Here is a 22,251-nt window from a genome sequence, read left to right as displayed (position 1 = left end):
GTTCAGGGTTCAGGGTTCAGGGTTCAGGGTTCAGGGTTCAGGGTTCAGGGTTCAGGGTTCAGGGTTCAGGGTTCAGGGTTCAGGGTTCAGGGTTCAGGGTTCAGCAAAGTTACTGAAACCTGAACTCATATTGCAACCCGCTAATTAGGCACCTGGTTCCATAATCGAAGAAGTACCTTTTTTAGCAAGTTCAGCTAAGTCTTTATCAATCCAGAATAATGCTTTACCGTCTTCCCCTACTAACTCAATTTTATCTAGAATGCCTTTAAACAATTTTTCTTCTTCGTGTTGCTCAGCAACATACCATTGTAAAAAGTTAAAAGTTGAATAGTCATGAGTAGTAAACGCAACATGCGTTAATTCGTTAATTGCTTTAGTGATTTGACACTCATGCTCAAGCGTTTCACGAATTACATCACCTAATGATGCAAACTCGTGCGGTGGCGCTTCAATGGTACCTAAAATTGGCATAGCACCGGTTTCACTCACATAAGTGAACAAACGATTCATATGATCCATCTCTTCAAGTGCGTGCTTGCGTAACAGCTCAGCTGCACCTTCAAATCCTTTGTCTTCGCACCATGCGCTCATTTGTAAGTAAAGGTTTGATGAATAAAACTCTAAATTGATTTGCTCGTTTAATTTTTCAACCATTGCAGGTGCTAACATAGGAACTCCACGACTTTACAGAATGTTAAAAGTCCGCATTGTAAGCGTTAAGCAGCTAATTGCAAGGCAATTAACTGCTTAATTTAATTAAAGAAAAAGGTGACTATAAGGGTAATAAAAACAAGTCTTATTTGTTTCAAAGATTCGCAAGTACAGATTCAGCACTTGATACTGTAAAGGCTTTTGGTTCTTCCAACCACAATTGAGTAACCGTTTGGTTTTCAACAAGCATGGCATAACGCTGTGAACGGAAGCCACCAAAGACACCTGTCTCCATACCTAGCCCAAGTGCTTTAGTGAATGCACCATCACCATCCGCCAACATGATAATATTTTCCGCATTTGCACTGTCGCCCCAAGACTTCATTACAAATGCATCATTTACTGAAAGACAAATTACACTATCAACGCCTTTTTCTTTTAATGCATCGAAATGCACCACAAAACCTGGTAGGTGGCTTGCTGAACAGGTAGGTGTAAATGCGCCTGGCACCGCAAATAAAACGACTTTTTTATCTGCAAATAATTCTGCCGTTGTTGGCGTAGTCATCCCCTCATTAGTTAATAAATTAAAAGTATGGTTTGGTAAACTTTGATTAACAGTAATCATATTGGCTTCTTATTTTTGAATATATATATCTTATTGTAGACCTAAAGAATGGCGAATTTGAACCATCTTCTGTTCTAGGTCAGTTTGAATACCCTGAACTTGATTATTTGAATCCTTCACTCGCGATTTAAGTTGCTGCATCGCATTGGAAAACGCATTCAAATAATTGCTTTGCTCTAAGGCAAAGTTACTTGCTTGGTTTGCCACTTCTGATGCTGATAACGCATTTTCAGCTACATTACTTGCGTTCTCTTTCATTTGCGTTGCTGATTCAGTTTGTTGACGCGCATTTTCTGCTAATTCAAGCATCTGCTGAGATACTTGTTGCGAGCTAACACCAAGTCCATCTAATTGTTGTTTAATGCTTTGCAGTGAGTTTTGTGTTTGTTTAGCGAGTTGCCTTACTTCGTCAGCAACAACCGCAAAACCACGACCATGCTCACCTGCTCGCGCTGATTCAATCGCTGCATTTAGCGCTAATAAGTTTGTTTGCTCTGCAATTGTATTAATCACCTCTAAAACAGATGCAACATCATTTACACCTTTGAGTAACTGTTCCATCGACTCCATACCAAATTGCACTTGTTGTTGAGTTTCATTACTTGCGACAAGCATAGACTCAGACTGCCCCACACTATTTTCCATAGCAGTAAACGTTAGCTCAGCATTATTCTTAACGGTGCCATTTATTTCACTCACTTGTTCGCCAATTTCTGTTAATTGACTAAGCAAGCCTTCGCTTTGTTCCACTTCAGAAATAGATTGCTCCGAAGCAGTTAACATCAGCTTTAATTGGTCACTCATGCTTGCTAAGAAATCACTAACTAATTGTAAGGTTTCTGCACGCTCTTGGGCTTCTTGTTTTTGCTTTTCAATAAGTTGGTTAAAGTAGAGCGCGATTTCACCCATTTCAGTTTTAGGGTTGTCAGTATAAATGTGCTCTAGGTTGTCATTTTCAATGAGTTTAGAAAACGCGTTACGAAGCGCTCTTACCGGTGTCAGTACCTGCTTTCGTTGTGTGAAATAAACGATTGCAGCAATCAAAAAGAGCGCAATCACTGCAACAAACAAGGTGTAAAATACTTTTTGTTCAATTTCAGCTTGCTCATCGCGCAGTTGTTTTTCTGCAGCTAAAATACTGCTTGTTAGGTTTTTAATTTCACCTCGCAGTGACGACACCCCCTCTTCACGCTCATCATTTAAGCGCTTCGTATTCTCTAGCTCTTTTGGCAAACGATTAGGTAAACTTAACAGCTCTGCTTGAATTTCTTCCCCTAAATCTTCAGCTTCTTCCCCTGTTAACATTAATTCGTCTTGATCTACATTTGGGTCAAATACCCCCAGCAAAGGCAAACGTTCAATATCACTTGCAATGCGTGCGAGATCTTCAAGAACTGAGCTAGTGCTCTCTAAACTATTTTCTTTCAACGCAATAGAAAGCTTCACAACCTGCGTTTGGTATGCGTTGGCTAATACATAAAAACGTTGTTGAGACATACTTGTTTCAGCTTTTTCTGCATACTGACTTAGCGCACTGGCGTAATCCGACATTTCATTTAATGCATGGTCAATTAACGCATTTTTATTACCACTGAGTTTGCCAAGCGCACGGTACTTACCATCAATGCCTTGTTGTAACTGATTGAGCTGTGTTTGAAGTGTGTCTGAAATAGAGTTTGGTAAAATCGATAGTTTCTGCTCAACCGCAGAAATATTGTTTTTTGCCTGCGTTAAAAACTGATTGTCACCATAGGAAAGGTAGTCTTGCAAACTATTAGCTAAATCAACCACTATGGTGTTTTTCAGTTGATTATAAGCAATAGTCTGTTGATTAAGGGTATTAATTGTCTGGCTTGCCCAATACAACACAACTGCCAACGCAATACTAATTGAACTTAGAACAACTAATAGTAATCGGGTGAAACTTGAAACGCGCATAGGGCACTCTTAATCCATAAAATTGCCCTTGAATTATATGACTTTATTATGACACTTTTGTTTCAACCATCGCTGCATTTACATAGACATCAAATCGATTTTTCTTGGTTTTAATTTGCATCGATGGTGTTTTATCCGCCAAAAATGGGGCGTAATCCGGTCGCTTAACAACGACTCGCTTACTCGCAAGAGCAATAGCTGGAGTAAGCAATTTATCGGCATCTAAATCAGAACCTACAAGAGATTGAAACACTCGCATTTCTTTTTTAACTGCCGCTGATTTTTCACGATGAGGAAACATCGGATCTAAATAAACAACATCAATCTCGCATTGTGTTTCAGGCAACAATAAATGGCTAGAGCCAAACGCCATTGTCATACGTTCACTCATCCATGTACCAATTTCACTGTCTAAATAAGCGCGCTGTAAACCATCATATAAAAGCGCAGCAACGATTGGGTGACGCTCGTGTAATGTAACACGACAGCCAAGTGAGGCTAAAACAAAAGCATCCCGCCCTAAACCTGCTGTGCCATCTAGCACGTGAGGTGTCATGCCTTTGCCTTTATTTAATCCCACGGCTTTTGCTATTGCTTGCCCTTTACCGCCACCAAATTTACGCCTGTGTGCAGCAGCACCTGTAACAAAATCGACCCGAATGGCGCCCAATTTTGGCTCATCAGTTTTAGAAAGGGCTAAACCATCTTGGCCATATTGCAAGGAAAATAAGGGATTATTTGATAACCACGTTGATAAATCAAAGCGTTTATCAAGTTGTTCAAGATAATCTTGTTGTTCTGGAATTTGATTAGCAATTAACACAATATATCCATTGCTGTAGCAAAAGTATCGCCATTATAATGATTCGACGTTATTTTTCATAAGCAAATATAAAAATACATCAGAACAGCTCTATATCATCTTGTGATGTAATTTCGTTTATCTCTTCTCTTTGTTGCTCTTTTTGCAACATATCAAGAATTTTTTGTCTCTCTATCATAATATGATCAAAATATGTCATCACTTCGTTAAAAGAGCTCTGAATATCTGTGCCAACAGTTAAATGATTACGCAAACTTTCTACTGTTTGTTCTAACGCCCCTAAAATATACTCTTCTTGATCTGGTTCTAATGCCAGCCTAGGAACAGTATCACAAAACCGTTCATATAATGTTTCAATCAGCTCTACCGATATCTTACTGTTTCTATATAAGCTTTGAATTTGTCTTCTAAGAGTAGTATCAATTAATTCAAATGTTTTAGTAATTTTTCTCGCTTGCCCTAATAATTGATTCTGTAAATCCAGAGTGCCCAATTTAGCGTTTGTTGCTTCTAATATATGCGGGAAAAGATCTTTATAACGACCATACAAATTAGCATCATTCACAGGCATATTTTTGATCAATAGTGAGACATTCGGATAGTTAATAATCGTCCTTGTACCAAAGTCAATGAAACGATCCCCACTTTTTATATTAAGCATCAATTCTTTCTCTAATGGACAAACGGCGCTGTTATTAGAAAAAAATTCACAACGTTCATCTAACCAAAATGCAGCAACTACGCTTAAATTCAGTGGAGAAAAAAATTCAAATAGACAGTCTGAAAGACGTGTTAGCGATTTAATGCCATAAGTTTGGCTTACATAACGGATTGCTCTACCCATATCACTGTAATCAGTCATTGCCACAGCCGCAGTATTTTGCGCCTGTTCAATATCCTTTTTTAAAGTTTCAGATTGTAATTTATATTGATATAAGACTTTTATCCGCGCCAATAACTCTTCTGTTTCAAAAGGTTTAACTATGTAATCAGCTGCACCTGAATTATACCCTTTTATCCGTTCTTCAAGTGAACTGCGCGCCGACAAAAACATAACTGGGATGTCTTTTGTTTCAGTTTGCTCTTTAAGCAAACGACACACTTCAAACCCATTTGGTCCAGGCATTTCAACATCCAGTATAATAATGTCAGGTTGCTTATCCCTTGCTATATGCAGGCCTTCATTCCCATCATAAGCATGACAAACTCGGCTACTTTTAACTAATGTCTGCTCAATAATTTCATGAACCCATTTATCATCATCTATTGCTAGTACGCTGAGGAGCATAAACAAACCTTTAATATTTATTTGCTAAAAATAAGCATAGACTTAACCGAATGAAATGCATAAAAAAGCCGCTTTATTTAAGCGGCTTATTTGACTTTGGTTAAACTTTATTGAATGCCACTGTGGCGCAGCAAGGCATCGACCTTAGGTTCTCTTCCTCTAAATGCAATGAATAGCTCCATTGGATCTTTTGAACCTCCCATTTCTAATACATTTTTTAAAAATGATTGGCCTGTTGTTGCATTGAAAATACCTTCTTCTTCAAAACGTGAAAACGCATCAGCAGAAAGCACTTCAGCCCATTTATATGAGTAGTAGCCCGCCGAGTAACCACCAGCAAAAATATGACTAAAGCTGTGTTGAAAACGATTAAATTCCGGCGCTTTAACAACCGACACTTGTTCACGCACTTTATTTAAAATTGTTTGAATTTCATCGCCATTTGATGGGTTGTAGTCCGCATGAATATGGAAATCAAATAATGAAAATTCTAACTGGCGAATCATCATCATTGCTGATTGATAGTTTTTAGCCGCGAGTAATTTATCGAGTAAATCCTTCGGCAGTGGTTCACCTGTTTGATAGTGACCTGAAATAAACGCCAGCGCTTCTTCTTCATAACACCAGTTTTCTAAAAATTGACTTGGTAATTCAACCGCATCCCACGCCACACCATTAATGCCCGAAACCGCGCCCACATCTACTTGCGTTAGCATATGGTGAATACCATGGCCAAACTCATGGAATAATGTGGTTACTTCGTAGTGCGTAAATAATGCAGGTTTATCACCAACCGGCTTATTGAAGTTACATACCAAATAAGCAACAGGCAATTGCACATCACCATTAGCACGCACTTTGCGGCCAATACAGTCGTCCATCCACGCACCACCGCGTTTATGATCCCGCGCATATAAGTCTAAATAGAATGATCCACGCTTTACGCCGCTGCTATCAAAAATTTCAAAAAAGCGAACATCTTTATGCCAAGTATCAACACCTTGCACTTCTTTAACATTAATACCAAATAGACGGTTTACGGTTTCGAACAAGCCGCTTAGCACTTTGTTTTCAGGGAAGTATGGGCGCAGAATTTCATCTGAAATCGCGTACTTTTCCTGTTTAAGCTTTTCACTGTAATAGGTGTAATCCCACGCTTCTAACTTGCTAATACCGTGCTTTTCGTTTGCATAGGCCGTCAGTTCAGCAAGTTCAGCTTGCGCTTGAGGTTTTGATTTTGTTGCAAGGTCATTTAAAAAATCGAACACTTGCTGTGGCGATTCTGCCATTTTGGTTGCCAGTGATTTATCAGCAAAATTGTCAAAATCTAGCAATTGCGCCAGCTCATGACGAAGCGAAAGCTCTTCAGCCATAATGGCGCTGTTATCAAACTCACCGGCATTAGGCCCTTGATCAGATGCTCGTGTGCTAAATGCAATATAAGTTTCTTTACGCAGTTCACGGTTATCTGCATGGGTCATCACTGGTAAGTATGATGGGAAGTCGAGGGTGAATAGCCAACCTTCTAACTCTTTACTTTCCGCTGTGTGTTTTGCAAGTGCGATTGCTGATTCTGGTAAACCTGCTAAATCCGCTTCATCTGTAATATGTTTTTGCCAAGCAAGTGTGGCATCCATCACATTATTGCCAAACTTAGCTGCAAGCTCAGAAAGACGAGCAACAATTTCGCCATAACGTTTTTGTTTTTCTTCAGGCAATGCAATGCCTGAAAGTTTAAAGTCACGCAGGCTATTGTTAATCGCTTTTTGCTGCGCCTCTGAAAGGTTTGCAAACTCATCGCTTTTGGAAATCGCTTTCGTTGCTAAGAATAACCCTTGGTGTTGACCAACAAAGGTAGAATATTCCGAGATAAGCGGTAAACACTCATCATAGGCGGCGCGTAGCTCTTCACTGTTTACCACAGAGTGCATATGCGACACTGGCGACCACAGGCGCGTTAACTTATCGTCGACTTCATCCAACGGTACAATAAAGTTATCCCAAGTATACGACTCTTGCGCTAATACTTGCTCAATCGTTTGCTTACAATCCGCAATACCCTGTTTTAATGCAGGCACAATGTGCTCAGGTTTAATTTGTGAAAATGGTGGTAACCCTTCAAGGCCAATTAATGGATTAGTCATAAAACGCTTCTTATTAATTTGTCATTGTTAATTTAGATTGGGGCAATCGATAAAAATTGCAAGTTAGGCTATTGTGTTATCGGTTAGAATACCTATATCTGATAAAACAAAGATTTAAAAAATTAAGGAACTTCAAATGGCAAAGCATTTTGATTATATCGCTATCGGCGGTGGCAGTGGTGGTATTGCATCAGCAAACCGAGCGGCAATGCGCGGTGCAAACGTCGCCCTAGTAGAAGCAGGCCCGCTAGGTGGTACATGTGTAAATGTTGGCTGTGTTCCTAAAAAAGTAATGTGGCATGGTGCGCAAGTTGCTGAGGCAATTAAACTTTATGCACCAGACTATGGCTTTGATGTAGAAATTAAAGAGTTTAATTGGTCTAAATTGCTTGAAAGCCGTGAAGCTTACATTGGCCGTATTCATAAAGGTTATGACAATTACTTAGCTAGCAATGGCGTAACGGTAATTCAAGGTTTTGCTAAATTTGTTGATAACAAAACCATCGAAGTGAACGGTGAGCACTACACTGCCGACCATATTCTTGTTGCCGTTGGTGGTCGTCCTAGCATTCCTAATATTCCAGGTGCTGAATACGGTATCGATTCAAACGGCTTTTTTGAATTAAAAGAACAACCTAAGCGCGTAGCGGTTGTGGGTGCAGGCTATATTGCGGTTGAACTTGCAGGCGTAATGCACGGTTTAGGCACTGAAACGCATTTATGCGTTCGTCGTGACACACCGCTTCGCAACTTCGATCCACTTATTGTCGATACTTTAATGGAAGTGATTGAGTCAGAAGGCCCAACACTGCATACCAATGCAACACCAAAAGAAGTTACTAAAGAATCTGACGGCTCTTTAACACTGCACTTTGAAAATGGTAACAGCGTTAATGTTGACCAAGTTATTTGGGCGATTGGTCGTCAACCAACTACCGATAAAATCAATATTGCAGCAGCTGGTGTTGAATTAACTGATTCAGGTCACGTAAAAGTAGATGAATTCCAAAATACTTCAGCTCAAGGCGTTTACGCTGTTGGCGATATAATTGAAAACGGTATTGAGTTAACGCCTGTCGCGGTTAAAGCTGGCCGTTTATTGTCTGAGCGCTTGTTTAACCCGGAAATGCCAAATGCCAAAATGGATTACAACTTAGTGCCAACCGTAGTATTTAGCCACCCTCCGATTGGCACCATAGGTTTAACTGAAACCGAAGCTCGCAAGCAGTTTGGTGATGATGACATTAAAATATATACATCGAGCTTTACAGCTATGTACACTGCGGTAACGCAGCACCGCCAACCATGTAAAATGAAGCTAGTTTGCCAAGGCCCTGACGAGAAAATTGTCGGCTTGCACGGCATTGGATTTGCGGTTGATGAAATGATTCAAGGCTTTGGCGTTGCAATGAAGATGGGTGCAACCAAAGCTGATTTTGATTCGGTTGTAGCGATTCACCCAACTGGTTCAGAAGAATTTGTTACGATGCGTTAGGAACTGAGTAAAAAGTCGTCCTGACGCGATATTCCGGCTCGACGTCCATTGTCTCGCGTTCGAGCCTAAAATAGCTCCATGTATTCGCTATTTTCGAGCGGCTCACACCCAACCGGTTCAGAAGAATTTGTGACGATGCGTTAATTTACTAACGCTAATCAAAAATCAAAAAGGGTATCATTTGAAACCCTTTTTTAGTTTTAAACTTGATGACGTTACCCAGTAAACAAATATCCTTTTGAGCGCACGGTTTTAATTAAACTTGGTTGGTTTGGATTATTTTCTAATTTACTTCGAATCGACGAAATGTAAATATCAACTTGGCGGTTTTGCCCGTCATATTCCATCCCCCAAAGAGATTTAAAAATATAATCTCTAGAAATCACTTCACCTCGATGTTCGATTAATAGTAATAGTAAATCATATTCTGGTGATGCAAATTCTAAAGACACTCCCGCTTTTAACACTTCTCGTTTATGTTTATTAACAACGATGTCATTAATCGAGAGTTGCTCACCTTTATTTGCTTCTACACTGACTTCACGGCGTAATAAAGCTCGGCACTTCGCTAATAGTAAGCGCGGCTCAATTGGTTTGGAAATATAATCGTCTGCACCGAACTCTAAACCAAGCACTTGATCTATGGTGTCGCCACGCGCTGTTAACATTGCAACCTTTCCTGTATATGCAGGCTTAATTTGCTGGAAAACTTGCATACCGTCAATATCAGGTAACATAAGATCCAGCAACACAATATCAGGCTGCTCAGCAATAATTTGCGAAATAGCTCGTTGCCCTTCACTAATTACTTTGCAATTAAATTCAAACTGCTGAAAAAAATCTTGCGTTAAGTTAGCCAACTCATGGTCGTCTTCAACAATTATCAGATTATATTTTTCCATATAATGTCACTTTAGAATTCAAAACTAAACCCAAGCTTAACCCGCACGGTACTGCTATGAACTCCCCAATAAATATCTGACGAACGCTCCCCCCAATCAGCAGAAAGAAATGCCGATAAATGTTCGTTTAGCTGATAATCAATTTTAGTGCCTATTCTCAAACTCTTATCAATAGAAGCAACATCATTGCTTTCATCCAGACCGTAAATTTTTTCTAAGTCACTTAGGTTATAATCTTGTTGAAAGAAGTGCACATAGCTCGCAGCACTCCAATCATCGGTAATTTGGTACACCAGTGCTGTTTTTAAAATACCGCCTTGGTATTTTAATCCATCACTGGCATCGTTGTTCTTCAGCTCAAATTGTACCTTAGCTAATAAACGATTGTTGTAAAAAAGTTTATTCCACTCAACACCAAGCGCCCATGATTTATTATCAAAGCCATAATTAGTATATGAAAAATCGCCAAACTGCACTTCTATCGTTTCAAAACTTCTATCCATATACTGTCCGTATAAATGCCACTCACCACTATCAAAAAAGAAGCGGTATCCAAGCGTTAGTGCACTTGATTTTATTTGAGGCTGGCCACCTCTAAACTGATTTCGCTGCTCAAATTGCACTCCAATTTCTTTATCACTTGAAAGCGGCCAAATAAGCTCAGAGTCTAATTTATAGAGCAGTTTGTCGTAATCACTAAAATCAGCATTATCAATATTGCGAACTAAAAAGTTGTTTTTCCAATTAATTTTTTTACCAAAGTAGTTGTACTTTATTAGTGCAGCTGACTCTATAAAGTTAGTATTCGGCTTTTCAATAAATGGGGTCAAATCAATGCCCAGTTCATCTGGCATCACAATTTCACCATCCAAGCTGTAAAGGTATCCCTGTTTCGAGATAAAGTACTCTTTACCATCAGGTAGAATAAAGTAAAAGCTATCTAAAAAGGGATCATCATCTAAAAAGTAATCGCCAAAACTAAAACGTACATTATCATCATACCCCATTGCTAAAGAACCTATTAATCCCCATTGTTGTATAACGCTGAATTGTTCTGTTTGCTGCCGTTGATTAATTTCATTGAGTAATAGGTCAATATTAAAACGCACATTATCAGGCAGTTCAGATATTTTTTGCAGTGCAAGCAAGTGTGTTTTGGCGTCGGAATACTTCGCTAATTGCATTTGTGTTAAGGCTAACTCCAAACGCACTCGATGCTGCTCAGGTGTCTGTGATAATTGATAGCTTAGTAACGTTTCAGCTGCGGCCCATTGGCCATGTTCAATATGCTCCATTGCTTGTTCAAACACCGTTTTCGCTAAACGTTGCTCATCAGCAAAACAAGGTACGAACATGTTTGAAGTCACAAAAAGGCCAATAACTAACGGGATAACTTTAATAATCTTCATTATTTTCAATCTCTTGTTTTACTTTTTCTTCTAGCGCTCTCAATTCCTGTTTCATTTTTTTTATATCTTTTCGTTTCATTTTTTTATCAACAGAAAGTTGAGAAGTATTAGGTACACCGCTGGTATCATTTAATAAGTTACTTTTATCAAGTTCACTAATGGCGTTTTGCAACTGTCCTTTTATACCAACACCATAGCGTTGCTGTGGTTGAAACTTTTTATCCCAATCCCCCCAATCAATTGTGTTCTTATTGATTTTTTCATCTTTGGCCACTTTGTCTACAGGAGAAGTTTTTGGCTTGGACATATCAGTTTGCTGCGCCACCGAATGTGTTCCACATAAAAGGCAAACTATCAAGAAGAGTACTCTCATCACCCTTCTTCCATTTGGTTTGGTAATGTAATGCAAAAATGCGCGCCTTGAGAAGTTTCCATTAATTCAATGTCACCGCCATGTTGCGATACAATTTGTTTCACGATGGCTAGTCCCAAACCATAACCTGATGTGTTGGTGCTGCGGCTTTGATCCTGCTGGTAAAAGGGATCGAAAATATAAGGTTTACTTTTTTCATCTACCCCAGGGCCATCATCAACAATATCTAAAATCGTGCCTGACTCGCTGTTTTTTAATGCCACAATCACTGACGATTCAGCAAAGCGCGCAGCATTATTTAATAAATTTTCTAGCATACGTGTAAACAATTGCTTGTTAATAGGGGCATTACATAGCGTTTTAGCCTTGAAAATAAATTTAATTTTAGGAAATACAATCTTCATGCCATCTAAAATAGCCAATACAAAACCATTAAGCTCCATATCTTCTTTTGTAATTGATTTATTTTCTGTAATTTTTTCATAACTTAGCAACTCACTAATAAGCAAGTTAAGCTGATTCATATCGGCTTTAGTTTGTTCAATTAACGTATTTTCGACGCCGCTCTGAAGACTTAAGGCTTCTAATCTGAACTGAGCCTTAGATAAGGGGGTTCTTAGGTCATGAGATACTGCGCGATACATTTGATGCTTTTGCTCTATCAAGCGTGTGATTCGCAGCGCCATTTGGTCAATTTTCCAAGTTAACTGGTTTATCACATCAAGGTGCTCAGGCATTTTCGCAGCCTGAATGAGTTCGGGCTCTATCGCATCAACTTTATGCTGTATGTATGTCAATCTATTAACTATTAAACGTATTATAAGCAGAATCAGAACAGCCAAAGTCACTAAAACGGCAACAAATCCCGACACTAGTAACCAAGTTGGATACTGCTCAAAAACACTAATAGTGCCAAGCTTGAGTAAATCTTGCGAATTTCCCCATGGCGCATAAATATCAAATGATAAACTACTATCAAATTCAGTTTGCCACATAATCACCATTTCACCTCGCGCTAAACGTTCTAGCTGCTCACTATCGAGGGTTTGACTTGCACTACTCACACGATGGATTGGGTAATGAAATTCCTGACTAATTGATTGAAAGACCGTTTGACGCTGTTGTGCAGTGTGCAACCCCAGCTCATTTAATAATAAAAATGCGGTGCCAGTGGCAAGCTGCTCACTAACACCATTTAAAGTCATATTCAATTGCTTGTGTGCGTTAAGTGGATAGGTTACTCGATAACCATTTTGTTTGTTATCGCTCAATGCGATAGTGATTTTATTAGGGATTTTCTGCAGTGAAGAAACCGAAAGTGTGACATCCATCAAGGATGCGACTAATTCAAGCCAACGTTCGCGATCGTCAATATTTTTCTGTCTACCGATCCCTTGTTTAATTAAATACAAGGTCCCCGAAAGTTGCTCTGCTAAATGCTGCTGATAACGATGCTTATTTATTTCTGAGAATACAAAGTAAGTTAACAATAAGACTATGCAAATTGCTAAAATAACCGATCCGTATATTCGTAAGAATAAAGTTTGCAAATGCTCTCCTTATGTTATCAGCAACATTGTCTTTTAAGACTAATTAGTAGCCTATTTTACTTCTTTTTGCAGGGGTATTTGTATCTATTGGATTGAGTACAATGATATTATCAATAGATACACCTATAGCTGGCAGTTTAAAGCTAACAGGATATGCGCGTGGCATGGCCCGGCACATATCAGGTTTAAGGCGTTTTAATGCAAACTCGTATTTCCCTTGGTGTACTTGGTAGAGTAGCTCGAAATCTTCCTTGCTTGTACAGCCAGTTGATTTTACAACAAATAACAACTTTTCTGAGGTTACATCAAAGCTGTAGATTTTTTCGAGGTTGTTGCGCTCGGCTTCCGTCACTGTATTCGATAAAGTGGTGCTATTACATCCTGTTCCCACTAACGTTGATAGCAATACAAAAAAAGCGATATAAATTTTTTTCATAATCATTAAGCCAGCCATAATTGCTGGCTACTCCAATAGTACTGTGTTAAACCAACTTTCTGCGAACAGCAAAACCAAGTCCGAGTAATAGTGCAATAATACCTGAGCTACCACTACTCTGTTTAGGTTTTTTACTAATCGTCACATTAACTGTTGTGCTACTTTGTGCGCCATAAGCATCGGTTACGGTTACTTTAAATACTAGGCTTTTCGCATTTTTGTATGCTGGCGCAGTGAGATTTACTGCCGCTTTAGTTGCATCAGCGATAGTGATATCCCCTGACGTCACTTCCCATTTATAGCTTAAGCTATCACCTTCGGCATCGCTACTGTCACTTGCATCCAACACAAACGTTTTACCTTCTTCAACATTAATCGTCGATTGTTTTACTTTGCTTTCTGGCGCAGTATTTTTAAGTACTGTAGTCACTTCATCAATGTAAGCTTTATCATCACCATTTGGGTCAATGTCAGCCTCGTCTTTGCTGTAAATCATAGTGATACGATCTACACCTTCAGTTAACGTAATTTCTTGCGCTGTAAATTCCGTTGCTTCAATACCCGATGTACTAATAACTAACTCATTGTTGTGACGGATTGTTAAAAAGTCCCAATCAGTTTCTGAAGACACTAAATGCTTAAAGTTAAACTTTTCAATACGGTCGTTATCAATAGTCGCTAATAACACACTGTCTTGATAGTCGGTAATATCACCACTAGCCATTGCAGAATCGCCTTGCGATGCTTTACTCGTTTGCACTTGCCAAGCAAGGTCGCCACCACTCCACCATTTAACATGGTTATTATCACTGCCCACAATTTCATTCATATTGTTAGATACTTGTGCGAGCACTTTTGCACTATAAAACAGTACCGCTTCTTTATTAACAGCATCATTCGTGTCTAACTTTAGAATAAAGCCAGCATTGCCTTCTTGTGCGGTTTTAACACGTACATTGATGTCACAACTTTGTTCAAATGCGAGAGTCTTGCCATCACATTGATTTTCAGCCACCTCAATTGATTCTAGCCCTTGACTATCTTGAATCGTTGCATTAGTCACCATAAAGCTATCTGAGCCAACATTCTTAATCGTGAACACAGCTTGTTCATCAAATGTTTGTTCAACATAACCCTGACGTGTAATTTGCTGGTAAGAAACACCTGATTTTTTAGCTTCAACCCAATCATTGTATTTGGAAACACGCGCATACACACCTGGTGCATTTGGCGCTGCGCAACCATCGCCAAAGCTAACCACTCCAGCTTGATACCATTCATCCTGATGCTTATAAATCAGTGGTCCACCACTATCGCCTTGACAAGAATCCTTACCACCCTCAACAAAGCCAGCACAGATCATATTATCAGTTATACCGGTTTCACCATCTTGCGTATAATCAGCAATACATTGTTCGCGGTTGTAAAGAGGAACGGTAACTTCTTGCAAAATTTCAGGGTACTCTGGCGCTTCATTACCATTTGGGTTCATATTACCCCAACCCATTACGATAAGCTCAGAACCGTCTTTTAGATTCGCTTCCATTTCAGGCGTAACTAACTTTATTGGCGTGATCCCAGTTACTTCTTCTGTTAACTCAACAATCGCAATATCGTTATTAAGACCAACATCACCATAGCTTTCATGTTCATAGATTTGTGCCACACTAAAACGCTTACCTGATTCAGGTTTAGTCGTATCGTAGCCACCAATCCAAACATGAACATTGTCTGCTGATGCGCCCTCAATACAATGCGATGCGGTTAAAACATAACGTCCACCAATAAATGAAGCCCCACAAAATGGTGAAATTCCCTCAGCCTCAGCTGAAATAAGTGAGGTCATAAACGGGTAGTTGCCTTCAACGGCAGGCTTACCATTAATAATACGTGGGGTATATTGTTCAAACGATTTTAATTTCATCACAGTGGCGTTTTGTGCAACTGTAGAAGGCGCGTTAAGCACTGCAACACTGGCAAGAGCTAGCGGTAAAGCAACTTTCTTCATAACATTTCCTATACTTTTCATCATATCTTGAAACGTATTAGAAACCGTTTTTTAACATGACAATATTTGAGAAATGTAGTTTTATGTAGTGATTGGTAGTGTTATGTAGAAGCTACTGTTTTTAATGTTTTTTATTTCAAAAAAATAACGCTAGCAGTTACTCACTACCAAGATAAAATCGTATTCTGCGCCTTTTGTGTTTGTTTGTAGTGGTTAACCATATCATTTAATTGTTGTACTTTTCGCTTAAAAATATGCTTTCGTATAACTTGATTTTGACATGCCGCAGTAATTTCACTGCCTACTTTACCCTCTTGTTGAATCATAAAAGGCATAAGCGAATAAACAGAAACTCCTGTTTGCCAAGTGCGTTGAATTTGCGTATCTACTGGACAACCAAATTGTTCAGTTGCCCTTAGTAACCGCTTCGCAGTCTCATAAGTAATTGCTTGCGCACAACAGCCTGTAAGCGGCCTTTTATGAAGCACTAAATCAAACTGCTCATTAACTTGTTTTGTTACTTTAATAGGGCGAGTTCGATTTTGGTAGGCGGCAAGTTTTAATAGTTGCCAATCACACTTTAGAGAGTCAATGGTACTAAATACCGCGCTGAGATCACCCACTAGTTGAAAGTCATCTTCTAATACAATTGCATAAGGCAGCTTTTGCTCAACAATTTTTTGCCAAGCCAAGCGATGACTTAAAAAGCAGCCAATTTCACCATAGCCAAGGTTGCGGTAATACTGTTTTGAATTTAATTGCGATGAATAATGCGCTTTAATTTCTTCGTTGGTGAGTTTTGTACCATCAATGGCTGGAATACGTTCAAATTGAGTATTCTGCGCAGCTAATCGTTCGCTACTTTTCTTAAGGCGTTCGGTACTTTTAGCAAGATTAATCAGGAATACTTTAGGTTGGTTTAGCATTGTAAACGCCAATCTAACGGCTAGGTATTCCCGATTATAGTGGGCTTAGTTTACAGTTTTATTTAATCTCAATACGTGGCGATTTCATAATCACGTCATCGTTTAGCTCAATGCCAATACCTGGTGCTTCTGATACTTCAAAGAAACCATTTTTAGGCTGTGGATCTTGAATACATAATTCACGATTCCACTTTTTAATTGCATAGGTATGATGCTCATGAATTAAAAAGTTTGGAATGGCTGTTTCAAGGTGCAGTGATGCCGCAGTTGCAACAGGGCCGCCGCATACATGCGCTTGAATACGCACATCAAAAATATCAGCATAATCACACACTTTTTTGGTTTCGGTAAAGCCACCGCACAAACCAATATCAGGTTGTAATACATCTACACTTTGATCTTCAAGGTACGGGCGTACACCCCAGCGGTTATATAAACGTTCGCCACCGGCAATTGGTACAGCAACTTTGTCTGCTACTTTAGCGTGTAGCGAGTGGTTTAAGTAGTTAACTGGTTCTTCGTAATACATGCAATCAAATTCTTCAGCGATTTCACCTAGCTGAATCGCCGTTGTTGCACCAGGTAAGCTATGGCATTCAAAAATGATATCGACTTCATCGCCAACTGCTTCACGAATAGCTGCCATACGTGCGCGGTAAAGCTTCATTTCGCCACGAGAAATAATCTTTGTGCGCTCGTAGTAAGTATTGCCATCTTTGTCATACATGATAGGGTCAACTTTAACCGCATCATAACCTTCAGCAATCGCTTTTAATGCAGCTTCTGCATATTCTTGAGGTTGCACTAGCGCTTTAAACTCATCGTCCCAGTCAAACTGTAGTTGCGATGCATAAGTACGCAGCTTGTCATTTACCTTACCGCCAAGTAGTTGGTACACAGGTAAGTTAAGCGCTTTACCTTTGATGTCCCAAAGTGCGGTATCAATCGCACTCATTGCTGCATAAACGACCGGGCCGCCACCTAAGCCCCAAAAACTTTCGCGCAGCATACGCGACCATAATTTTTCAGTTTGGAAAGGGTCGAAACCAATTAAAAACGCTTCAGCAAATTCTTTAATCATATTTGCTGCAGCGCTATGGCCTAGATCATAAGCAAGACCGGCTTCACCAACACCAGAGATCCCTTCATCTGTATGGATACGAACAAAAACGGGGTTCCATTGCGGGCGCTCTGGGCAATGGGTATCAAACACTTCGACGCGAGTTACTTTCATATTTGTTGGGCTCCTAATTATTGTTGCCAAACGTTTAATTTTTACTTTGCACTTTGCAAAGGTTTAGAAATTAAAAAAGTACTTCAAACCCATTGAAGCACTTTGATACTTATTTGCTAATTATTCTGTAAAGCTAGGATCTATACGATACGCTAAACGACGCATTGCTGGCCAAGATTTTTGACCACCAGTACTACCTGTGTGCACTTTGTTTTGCTGCTCTTTTACCGTATCTAAAATTTGCTGGTCTATGGCAATAAGTGGTTGGCTAGTTGAAAGTGCCATCACTTGAATTTCACAGGCACGTTGTAAATCAGCCCAACGCATAAAGGCTTCACCAATCGAAGGACCCAAAGTCAATGCACCATGGTTAGGCAGCATTAACGTATGCGCATTACCTAAATCGGCTTGCAGGCGTGCTTTTTCTTCAGCATTTACCGCGAGGCCTTCGTAACCATGGTATGCAATGTTACTCAGTGGGAACATTGCATGTTGTGAAATCGGCTTTAAGCCACCTTCTAAACTTGATACCACAATGGTTTCATTGGTATGCAGGTGAATAACACATTGCGCGTCATGACGGACTTCGTGAATTGCACTGTGAATTGTAAAGCCAGCTGGATTTATCTCAAACGGCGAATCATCAAGTATTTCACCTTGTAAGTTCACTTTTACTAGGTTTGATGCAGTGATTTCATCAAACGTTAAACCAAATGCATTTACAAGGTACTCATTTTTTCCAGGTAAACGTGCTGAAATATGCGTATAAATGGTATCGTCCCAACCATAGTAATGCGCTAAACGATAACAAGCAGCAAGATCGACTCGCAGCTGCCATTCTTCATCTGACACTTTTCCTTTAAGGTTGATTTCTGGTAATGCAAACATGGATAAGTCCTAATATGTTAGATGTATAGAAGTCTAAATTAGCAAGCCATGGCTGGCAATGATCTAAGCCAAAGAATTCTAAATTTTATGAAAAAAAAAAGCGCAAATCGAATTTGCGCTTTTGATTTAAACTATATTAGCTGGAATTACAGCTTTTTCACACCCATGTTGTAAAGTGTAAAGCCATAAATATCAGCGTATTGTTCAATGATTTTGCTTGTAGGCGTACCCGCACCGTGACCGGCATTAGTTTCAATACGAATAAGTGTAGGGTTAGCACCTGCCTGCTTTTCTTGAAGTTCTGCTGCAAACTTAAATGAATGCGCTGGCACTACACGGTCATCATGATCGCCCGTAGTTACCATAGTTGCAGGGTATTCAACACCCTCTTTCACATTGTGAACAGGTGAATAGGCTTTTAGGTACTCGAACATTTCTTTGCTTTGCTCTGCTGTACCGTAGTCATATGCCCAACCAGCACCCGCTGTGAATGTGTGATAACGCAGCATGTCTAAAACACCTACTGCTGGTAACGCAACTTTGAATAGCTCAGGGCGCTGTGTCATAACTGCACCAACAAGTAGACCACCATTAGAGCCACCATTTACCGCAAGTTTTTCGCTCGATGTGTAGTTTTCAGCAATTAAGTACTCTGCAGCAGCGATAAAGTCGTCAAATACATTTTGCTTTTGTAATTGCGTACCCGCTTTATGCCATTTTTTACCGTATTCACCGCCACCACGAAGATTAGCAACCGCGTAAATACCCCCTTGCTCTAACCATGCCGCACGCGTTGGGCTAAAGCGTGGTGTTAAGCTTACGTTAAAACCACCGTAACCATATAAAATTGTAGGGTTAGAACCATCAAGCTTTAAACCTTTCTTATAAGTTAAGATCATTGGTACTTCAGTACCATCTTTCGACTTATAAAATACTTGCTTTGATTCGTACTGTGCAGGGTCAAAATCAGCACCTGATTTACGATAAACTTCGCTAGTACCTTTTTCGATATTAAACTTAAAAGTTGTACCTGGTGTTTTATAGTTAGTGAAAGAGTAATAAAGCTCTTTATCTTCTTTCTCACCACCAAAACCACCGGCAGTACCGACACCTGGTAGCTCAATATCACGAACAAGCTTACCGTTCATATCGAACTGCTGAACTTTAGAAATCGCATCTACCATGTAGCTAGCAAAAATGTAGCCACCACCCGTTGAAACATTTAGTACGTTTTCCGTTTCTGGGATTAAGTTTTTCCAATTTTCAGGCGTCGGATTTGTTGCATCAACTGTCACAACACGCTTGTTTGGTGCATCTAAGTTAGTAACTAAATAAAGCTTAGCGCCTTCGTTATAAATAACATGAGTATCTGAGTTAGTGTTGTCTAAAATGGTTTCTAACTTGCTATCTGGCTTAGTTAAATCTTTAATAAATAGCTTGTTGCCAGACGTTGATACCGCAGCTGAGATCAATAAGTATCTATCGTCTTCAGTTACATAACCACCTACATAACGATGCTTCTGGGCATCTGTACCACCAAACACAACTTTGTCGTCAGATTGCTTCGTACCTAACTTATGGAAATAAAGTTTATGTTGATCTGTTTTTGCTGAAAGCTCACTGCCTTCAGGCTTATCGTAACTTGAGTAGTAAAAGCCTTCGTTACCAACCCAAGAAAGACCACTAAACTTAACATCAACTAAAGTGTCTTCAATTTGCTTCTTAGTTTCTACATCAATAATGATAACTTTGCGCCAGTCACTGCCGCCTTCAGAAATTTGATATGCAGCTAGAGAGCCATCTTTTGAAAAGGTAATACCCGCTAAAGATGTTGTACCATCTTCACTAAATGTATTTGGATCTAAGAATATTTCAGGCTCACCACCTTCAACTTGGCGATAAATAACATATTGGTTTTGTAAGCCATCATTTTTGTAAAAGTAAGTGTATTTACCTTCTTTAAAAGGCGCACCGACTTTTTCATAATCCATCAACTTGGTTAAGCGCTCTTTTAGCTTGTCGCGGTAAGGAATTTGAGAAAGGTAGTCAAAAGTCACTTTGTTTTGCGTTTTAACCCACTGTGCAGTCTCATCGCTCATATCGTCTTCTAACCAACGATATGGATCCGCAACCTGTGTTTCAAAGTAAGTGTCTACCACATCACCTTTTTTAGTTTCTGGATAAGTTAGCGCTGCTTGAGTAACGGTTTGTTCAACCTTCTTATCAACTTGAGTAGATTCTTCACTTTTGTCTGCGCCACAACCAACTAAGGCAGTGCACACTGCAAGTGCAAGTGCTTTTTTTAACATGATAATTCCCTTGAGTTTATTTAACCTCTTAACATATCTGAAGTAACAATATTTTGTCCAGCAAATAAGACTAAACAGAACTTAGTTTTAAAACAATAAGATAACGTATAAAATAAGTATTTCTTTACAATGATTTACTTAGAGAGAAGTATATTTTTAATGAGGCCTACAAAACCAAAAAAGCCAAGGCATGCGCCCTGGCTAACGAGTCCCCAAACTCGTAAACTATGAATCCTGGTATGAAAATTTAGTTTTAAGCAGTTCTAAATCTTTTTTGATCTGTTCGATGTAAGGGTCGCTGTAGCCAAACTGGGAAAACTCTTCTAAACAAGCTAAATAAAAGCTTATTCGGTTTTTTTCAATATCCTTAATATCATTTTCAAATAGTTCCATCGTTCAGCCTGCTCCCTAGCTCCTTGATTATCAATAGTGTAATTAATCTAGGGAAATAAAAAAGTACATTACCCTAACAAATACTTGTAACCTATTTGCAACAAACAAATAAACAGATAAAATTCATACACTTAAAACATTTAAACAAGATATATCTACTAATATAAAGTTACTATCTACAGCTAGAGTAAGAGATCTCTTACAAACTATTTAGCCATATTTGAATGCTGTAAATTTTATCTGATTAAAACATATTAATTAATAGATAAAGCAACAGATGAGCAGTTCAGTTATAGCCCATTTTCTATACAGCGCGATTAGAAACAGCTCTAAATATATAGATAAAGAAAGCCAAGTAGATTTTCAAATACAAAAGGCTCCATGTTAAGGATTTTACTAAAGCGATTTTGTGATGTTTGAGAATACCAAGACCACTCAATAGTCGATAGATTTTCGCCTTCAATCTATTCTGAGGTGGTTTTATTTGACTTATTTTGATTGCTTCAAAAGCAAAAAACCCGCTACATTACTGCAACGGGTTTCTTTAAATAGGAGCTTGGCGATGTTCTACTTTCACATGGGCGAACCCACACTATCATCGACGCTGTTTCGTTTCACTTCTGAGTTCGGCATGGAATCAGGTGGTTCCAAAACGCTATGGTCACCAAGCAAAATTCTGTAATTTGCTTTTTTATTATTTTTAGTTTAAAAAACCCGTCGCAATTATTGCAACGGCTTTCTTTAATTAGGAGCTTGGCGATGTTCTACTTTCACATGGGCGAACCCACACTATCATCGACGCTGTTTCGTTTCACTTCTGAGTTCGGCATGGAGTCAGGTGGTTCCAAAACGCTAT

Annotated in this window: 18 protein-coding genes and 2 rRNA genes; 1 reads left to right on the top strand and 19 read right to left on the bottom strand. The window is 39.2% G+C overall.

The window, feature by feature from the left end:
* Positions 1–144: 144 nt before the first annotated feature.
* The 6 genes from ftnA to prlC form a co-directional block, all read right to left on the bottom strand.
* Positions 145–669 carry a non-heme ferritin gene (ftnA, locus tag ABYD77_RS10160; protein WP_372769492.1) on the bottom strand — a complete coding sequence of 175 codons (525 nt, stop codon included), beginning with the start codon at positions 667–669 and terminating at the stop codon, positions 145–147.
* Between the two features lie 136 nt (positions 670–805).
* A complete protein-coding gene (locus ABYD77_RS10155; protein WP_372769490.1) occupies positions 806–1,279 on the bottom strand; it encodes a peroxiredoxin in 474 nt (157 codons plus the stop codon).
* 30 nt (positions 1,280–1,309) lie between these two features.
* A complete protein-coding gene (locus tag ABYD77_RS10150; RefSeq protein ID WP_372769488.1) occupies positions 1,310–3,217 on the bottom strand; it encodes a methyl-accepting chemotaxis protein in 1,908 nt (635 codons plus the stop codon).
* Positions 3,218–3,263: 46 nt separating this feature from the next.
* A complete protein-coding gene (locus tag ABYD77_RS10145) occupies positions 3,264–4,040 on the bottom strand; it encodes a class I SAM-dependent methyltransferase (RefSeq protein WP_372769486.1) in 777 nt (258 codons plus the stop codon).
* Between the two features lie 79 nt (positions 4,041–4,119).
* Complete coding sequence (locus tag ABYD77_RS10140; RefSeq protein WP_372769484.1) at positions 4,120–5,328, bottom strand: PleD family two-component system response regulator; 1,209 nt, start codon at positions 5,326–5,328, stop codon at positions 4,120–4,122.
* Positions 5,329–5,435: 107 nt separating this feature from the next.
* Positions 5,436–7,472: an oligopeptidase A gene (prlC, locus tag ABYD77_RS10135; RefSeq protein WP_372769482.1), complete on the bottom strand. Its 2,037-nt coding sequence runs from the start codon at positions 7,470–7,472 to the stop codon at positions 5,436–5,438.
* A gap of 136 nt (positions 7,473–7,608) precedes the next feature.
* On the opposite strand from prlC, the gene gorA reads away from it, so the two are divergent.
* Positions 7,609–8,967, top strand: a complete 1,359-nt coding sequence (gene gorA / locus ABYD77_RS10130; protein WP_372769480.1) for a glutathione-disulfide reductase — start codon at positions 7,609–7,611, stop codon at positions 8,965–8,967.
* A 215-nt stretch (positions 8,968–9,182) separates the two neighbouring features.
* Here gorA and ABYD77_RS10125 read toward each other — a convergent pair whose 3' ends face one another.
* The 13 genes from ABYD77_RS10125 to rrf (ABYD77_RS10065) form a co-directional block, all read right to left on the bottom strand.
* Positions 9,183–9,869 carry a response regulator gene (locus ABYD77_RS10125; RefSeq protein ID WP_372769478.1) on the bottom strand — a complete coding sequence of 229 codons (687 nt, stop codon included), beginning with the start codon at positions 9,867–9,869 and terminating at the stop codon, positions 9,183–9,185.
* A gap of 11 nt (positions 9,870–9,880) precedes the next feature.
* Positions 9,881–11,278: a hypothetical protein gene (locus ABYD77_RS10120; RefSeq protein WP_372769476.1), complete on the bottom strand. Its 1,398-nt coding sequence runs from the start codon at positions 11,276–11,278 to the stop codon at positions 9,881–9,883.
* Positions 11,265–11,603 carry a hypothetical protein gene (locus tag ABYD77_RS10115; protein ID WP_372769474.1) on the bottom strand — a complete coding sequence of 113 codons (339 nt, stop codon included), beginning with the start codon at positions 11,601–11,603 and terminating at the stop codon, positions 11,265–11,267. Before ABYD77_RS10115 ends, ABYD77_RS10120 begins: the two co-directional genes overlap by 14 nt.
* Before the next feature lie 47 nt (positions 11,604–11,650).
* Positions 11,651–13,201 carry a sensor histidine kinase gene (locus ABYD77_RS10110; RefSeq protein WP_372769472.1) on the bottom strand — a complete coding sequence of 517 codons (1,551 nt, stop codon included), beginning with the start codon at positions 13,199–13,201 and terminating at the stop codon, positions 11,651–11,653.
* Between the two features lie 43 nt (positions 13,202–13,244).
* Positions 13,245–13,637, bottom strand: a complete 393-nt coding sequence (locus tag ABYD77_RS10105) for a hypothetical protein (RefSeq protein ID WP_372769470.1) — start codon at positions 13,635–13,637, stop codon at positions 13,245–13,247.
* 46 nt (positions 13,638–13,683) lie between these two features.
* Positions 13,684–15,645 (bottom strand): trypsin-like serine protease, encoded by a 1,962-nt coding sequence (locus tag ABYD77_RS10100; protein WP_372769468.1) that lies wholly within the window; start codon positions 15,643–15,645, stop codon positions 13,684–13,686.
* A 164-nt stretch (positions 15,646–15,809) separates the two neighbouring features.
* Positions 15,810–16,571: a glycosyltransferase family 25 protein gene (locus tag ABYD77_RS10095; RefSeq protein ID WP_372769466.1), complete on the bottom strand. Its 762-nt coding sequence runs from the start codon at positions 16,569–16,571 to the stop codon at positions 15,810–15,812.
* A gap of 58 nt (positions 16,572–16,629) precedes the next feature.
* Positions 16,630–17,805, bottom strand: a complete 1,176-nt coding sequence (locus ABYD77_RS10090; protein WP_038637428.1) for a mandelate racemase/muconate lactonizing enzyme family protein — start codon at positions 17,803–17,805, stop codon at positions 16,630–16,632.
* A 120-nt stretch (positions 17,806–17,925) separates the two neighbouring features.
* On the bottom strand, positions 17,926–18,693 hold the full coding sequence (locus tag ABYD77_RS10085; RefSeq protein ID WP_372769464.1) for a class II aldolase/adducin family protein: 768 nt from the start codon (positions 18,691–18,693) through the stop codon (positions 17,926–17,928).
* A gap of 146 nt (positions 18,694–18,839) precedes the next feature.
* Positions 18,840–21,002 (bottom strand): prolyl oligopeptidase family protein, encoded by a 2,163-nt coding sequence (locus ABYD77_RS10080; RefSeq protein WP_372769462.1) that lies wholly within the window; start codon positions 21,000–21,002, stop codon positions 18,840–18,842.
* 225 nt (positions 21,003–21,227) lie between these two features.
* Positions 21,228–21,395 (bottom strand): hypothetical protein, encoded by a 168-nt coding sequence (locus ABYD77_RS10075; RefSeq protein ID WP_372769460.1) that lies wholly within the window; start codon positions 21,393–21,395, stop codon positions 21,228–21,230.
* A gap of 554 nt (positions 21,396–21,949) precedes the next feature.
* Positions 21,950–22,064, bottom strand: a 5S ribosomal RNA gene (rrf, locus tag ABYD77_RS10070).
* 82 nt (positions 22,065–22,146) lie between these two features.
* Positions 22,147–22,251 (bottom strand): 5S ribosomal RNA (rrf, locus tag ABYD77_RS10065); the annotation flags it as partial.

The sequence above is a fragment of the Pseudoalteromonas sp. genome (genome assembly GCF_041629635.1).
In the GTDB taxonomy this organism is placed as follows: domain Bacteria; phylum Pseudomonadota; class Gammaproteobacteria; order Enterobacterales; family Alteromonadaceae; genus Pseudoalteromonas.
The sequence above is the reverse complement of the archived record's forward strand: the minus strand, read 5'-3'. Positions and strand labels throughout refer to the sequence as shown.

Coding starts and splice junctions, on each gene's coding strand:
- ftnA (WP_372769492.1), bottom strand. CDS start 669: ATGTTAGCACCTGCAATGGTTGAAAAATTAAACGAGCAAATCAATTTA.
- ABYD77_RS10155 (WP_372769490.1), bottom strand. CDS start 1,279: ATGATTACTGTTAATCAAAGTTTACCAAACCATACTTTTAATTTATTA.
- ABYD77_RS10150 (WP_372769488.1), bottom strand. CDS start 3,217: ATGCGCGTTTCAAGTTTCACCCGATTACTATTAGTTGTTCTAAGTTCA.
- ABYD77_RS10140 (WP_372769484.1), bottom strand. CDS start 5,328: ATGCTCCTCAGCGTACTAGCAATAGATGATGATAAATGGGTTCATGAA.
- prlC (WP_372769482.1), bottom strand. CDS start 7,472: ATGACTAATCCATTAATTGGCCTTGAAGGGTTACCACCATTTTCACAA.
- gorA (WP_372769480.1), top strand. CDS start 7,609: ATGGCAAAGCATTTTGATTATATCGCTATCGGCGGTGGCAGTGGTGGT.
- ABYD77_RS10125 (WP_372769478.1), bottom strand. CDS start 9,869: ATGGAAAAATATAATCTGATAATTGTTGAAGACGACCATGAGTTGGCT.
- ABYD77_RS10120 (WP_372769476.1), bottom strand. CDS start 11,278: ATGAAGATTATTAAAGTTATCCCGTTAGTTATTGGCCTTTTTGTGACT.
- ABYD77_RS10105 (WP_372769470.1), bottom strand. CDS start 13,637: ATGAAAAAAATTTATATCGCTTTTTTTGTATTGCTATCAACGTTAGTG.
- ABYD77_RS10100 (WP_372769468.1), bottom strand. CDS start 15,645: ATGAAGAAAGTTGCTTTACCGCTAGCTCTTGCCAGTGTTGCAGTGCTT.
- ABYD77_RS10095 (WP_372769466.1), bottom strand. CDS start 16,571: ATGCTAAACCAACCTAAAGTATTCCTGATTAATCTTGCTAAAAGTACC.
- ABYD77_RS10090 (WP_038637428.1), bottom strand. CDS start 17,805: ATGAAAGTAACTCGCGTCGAAGTGTTTGATACCCATTGCCCAGAGCGC.
- ABYD77_RS10085 (WP_372769464.1), bottom strand. CDS start 18,693: ATGTTTGCATTACCAGAAATCAACCTTAAAGGAAAAGTGTCAGATGAA.
- ABYD77_RS10080 (WP_372769462.1), bottom strand. CDS start 21,002: ATGTTAAAAAAAGCACTTGCACTTGCAGTGTGCACTGCCTTAGTTGGT.
- ABYD77_RS10075 (WP_372769460.1), bottom strand. CDS start 21,395: ATGGAACTATTTGAAAATGATATTAAGGATATTGAAAAAAACCGAATA.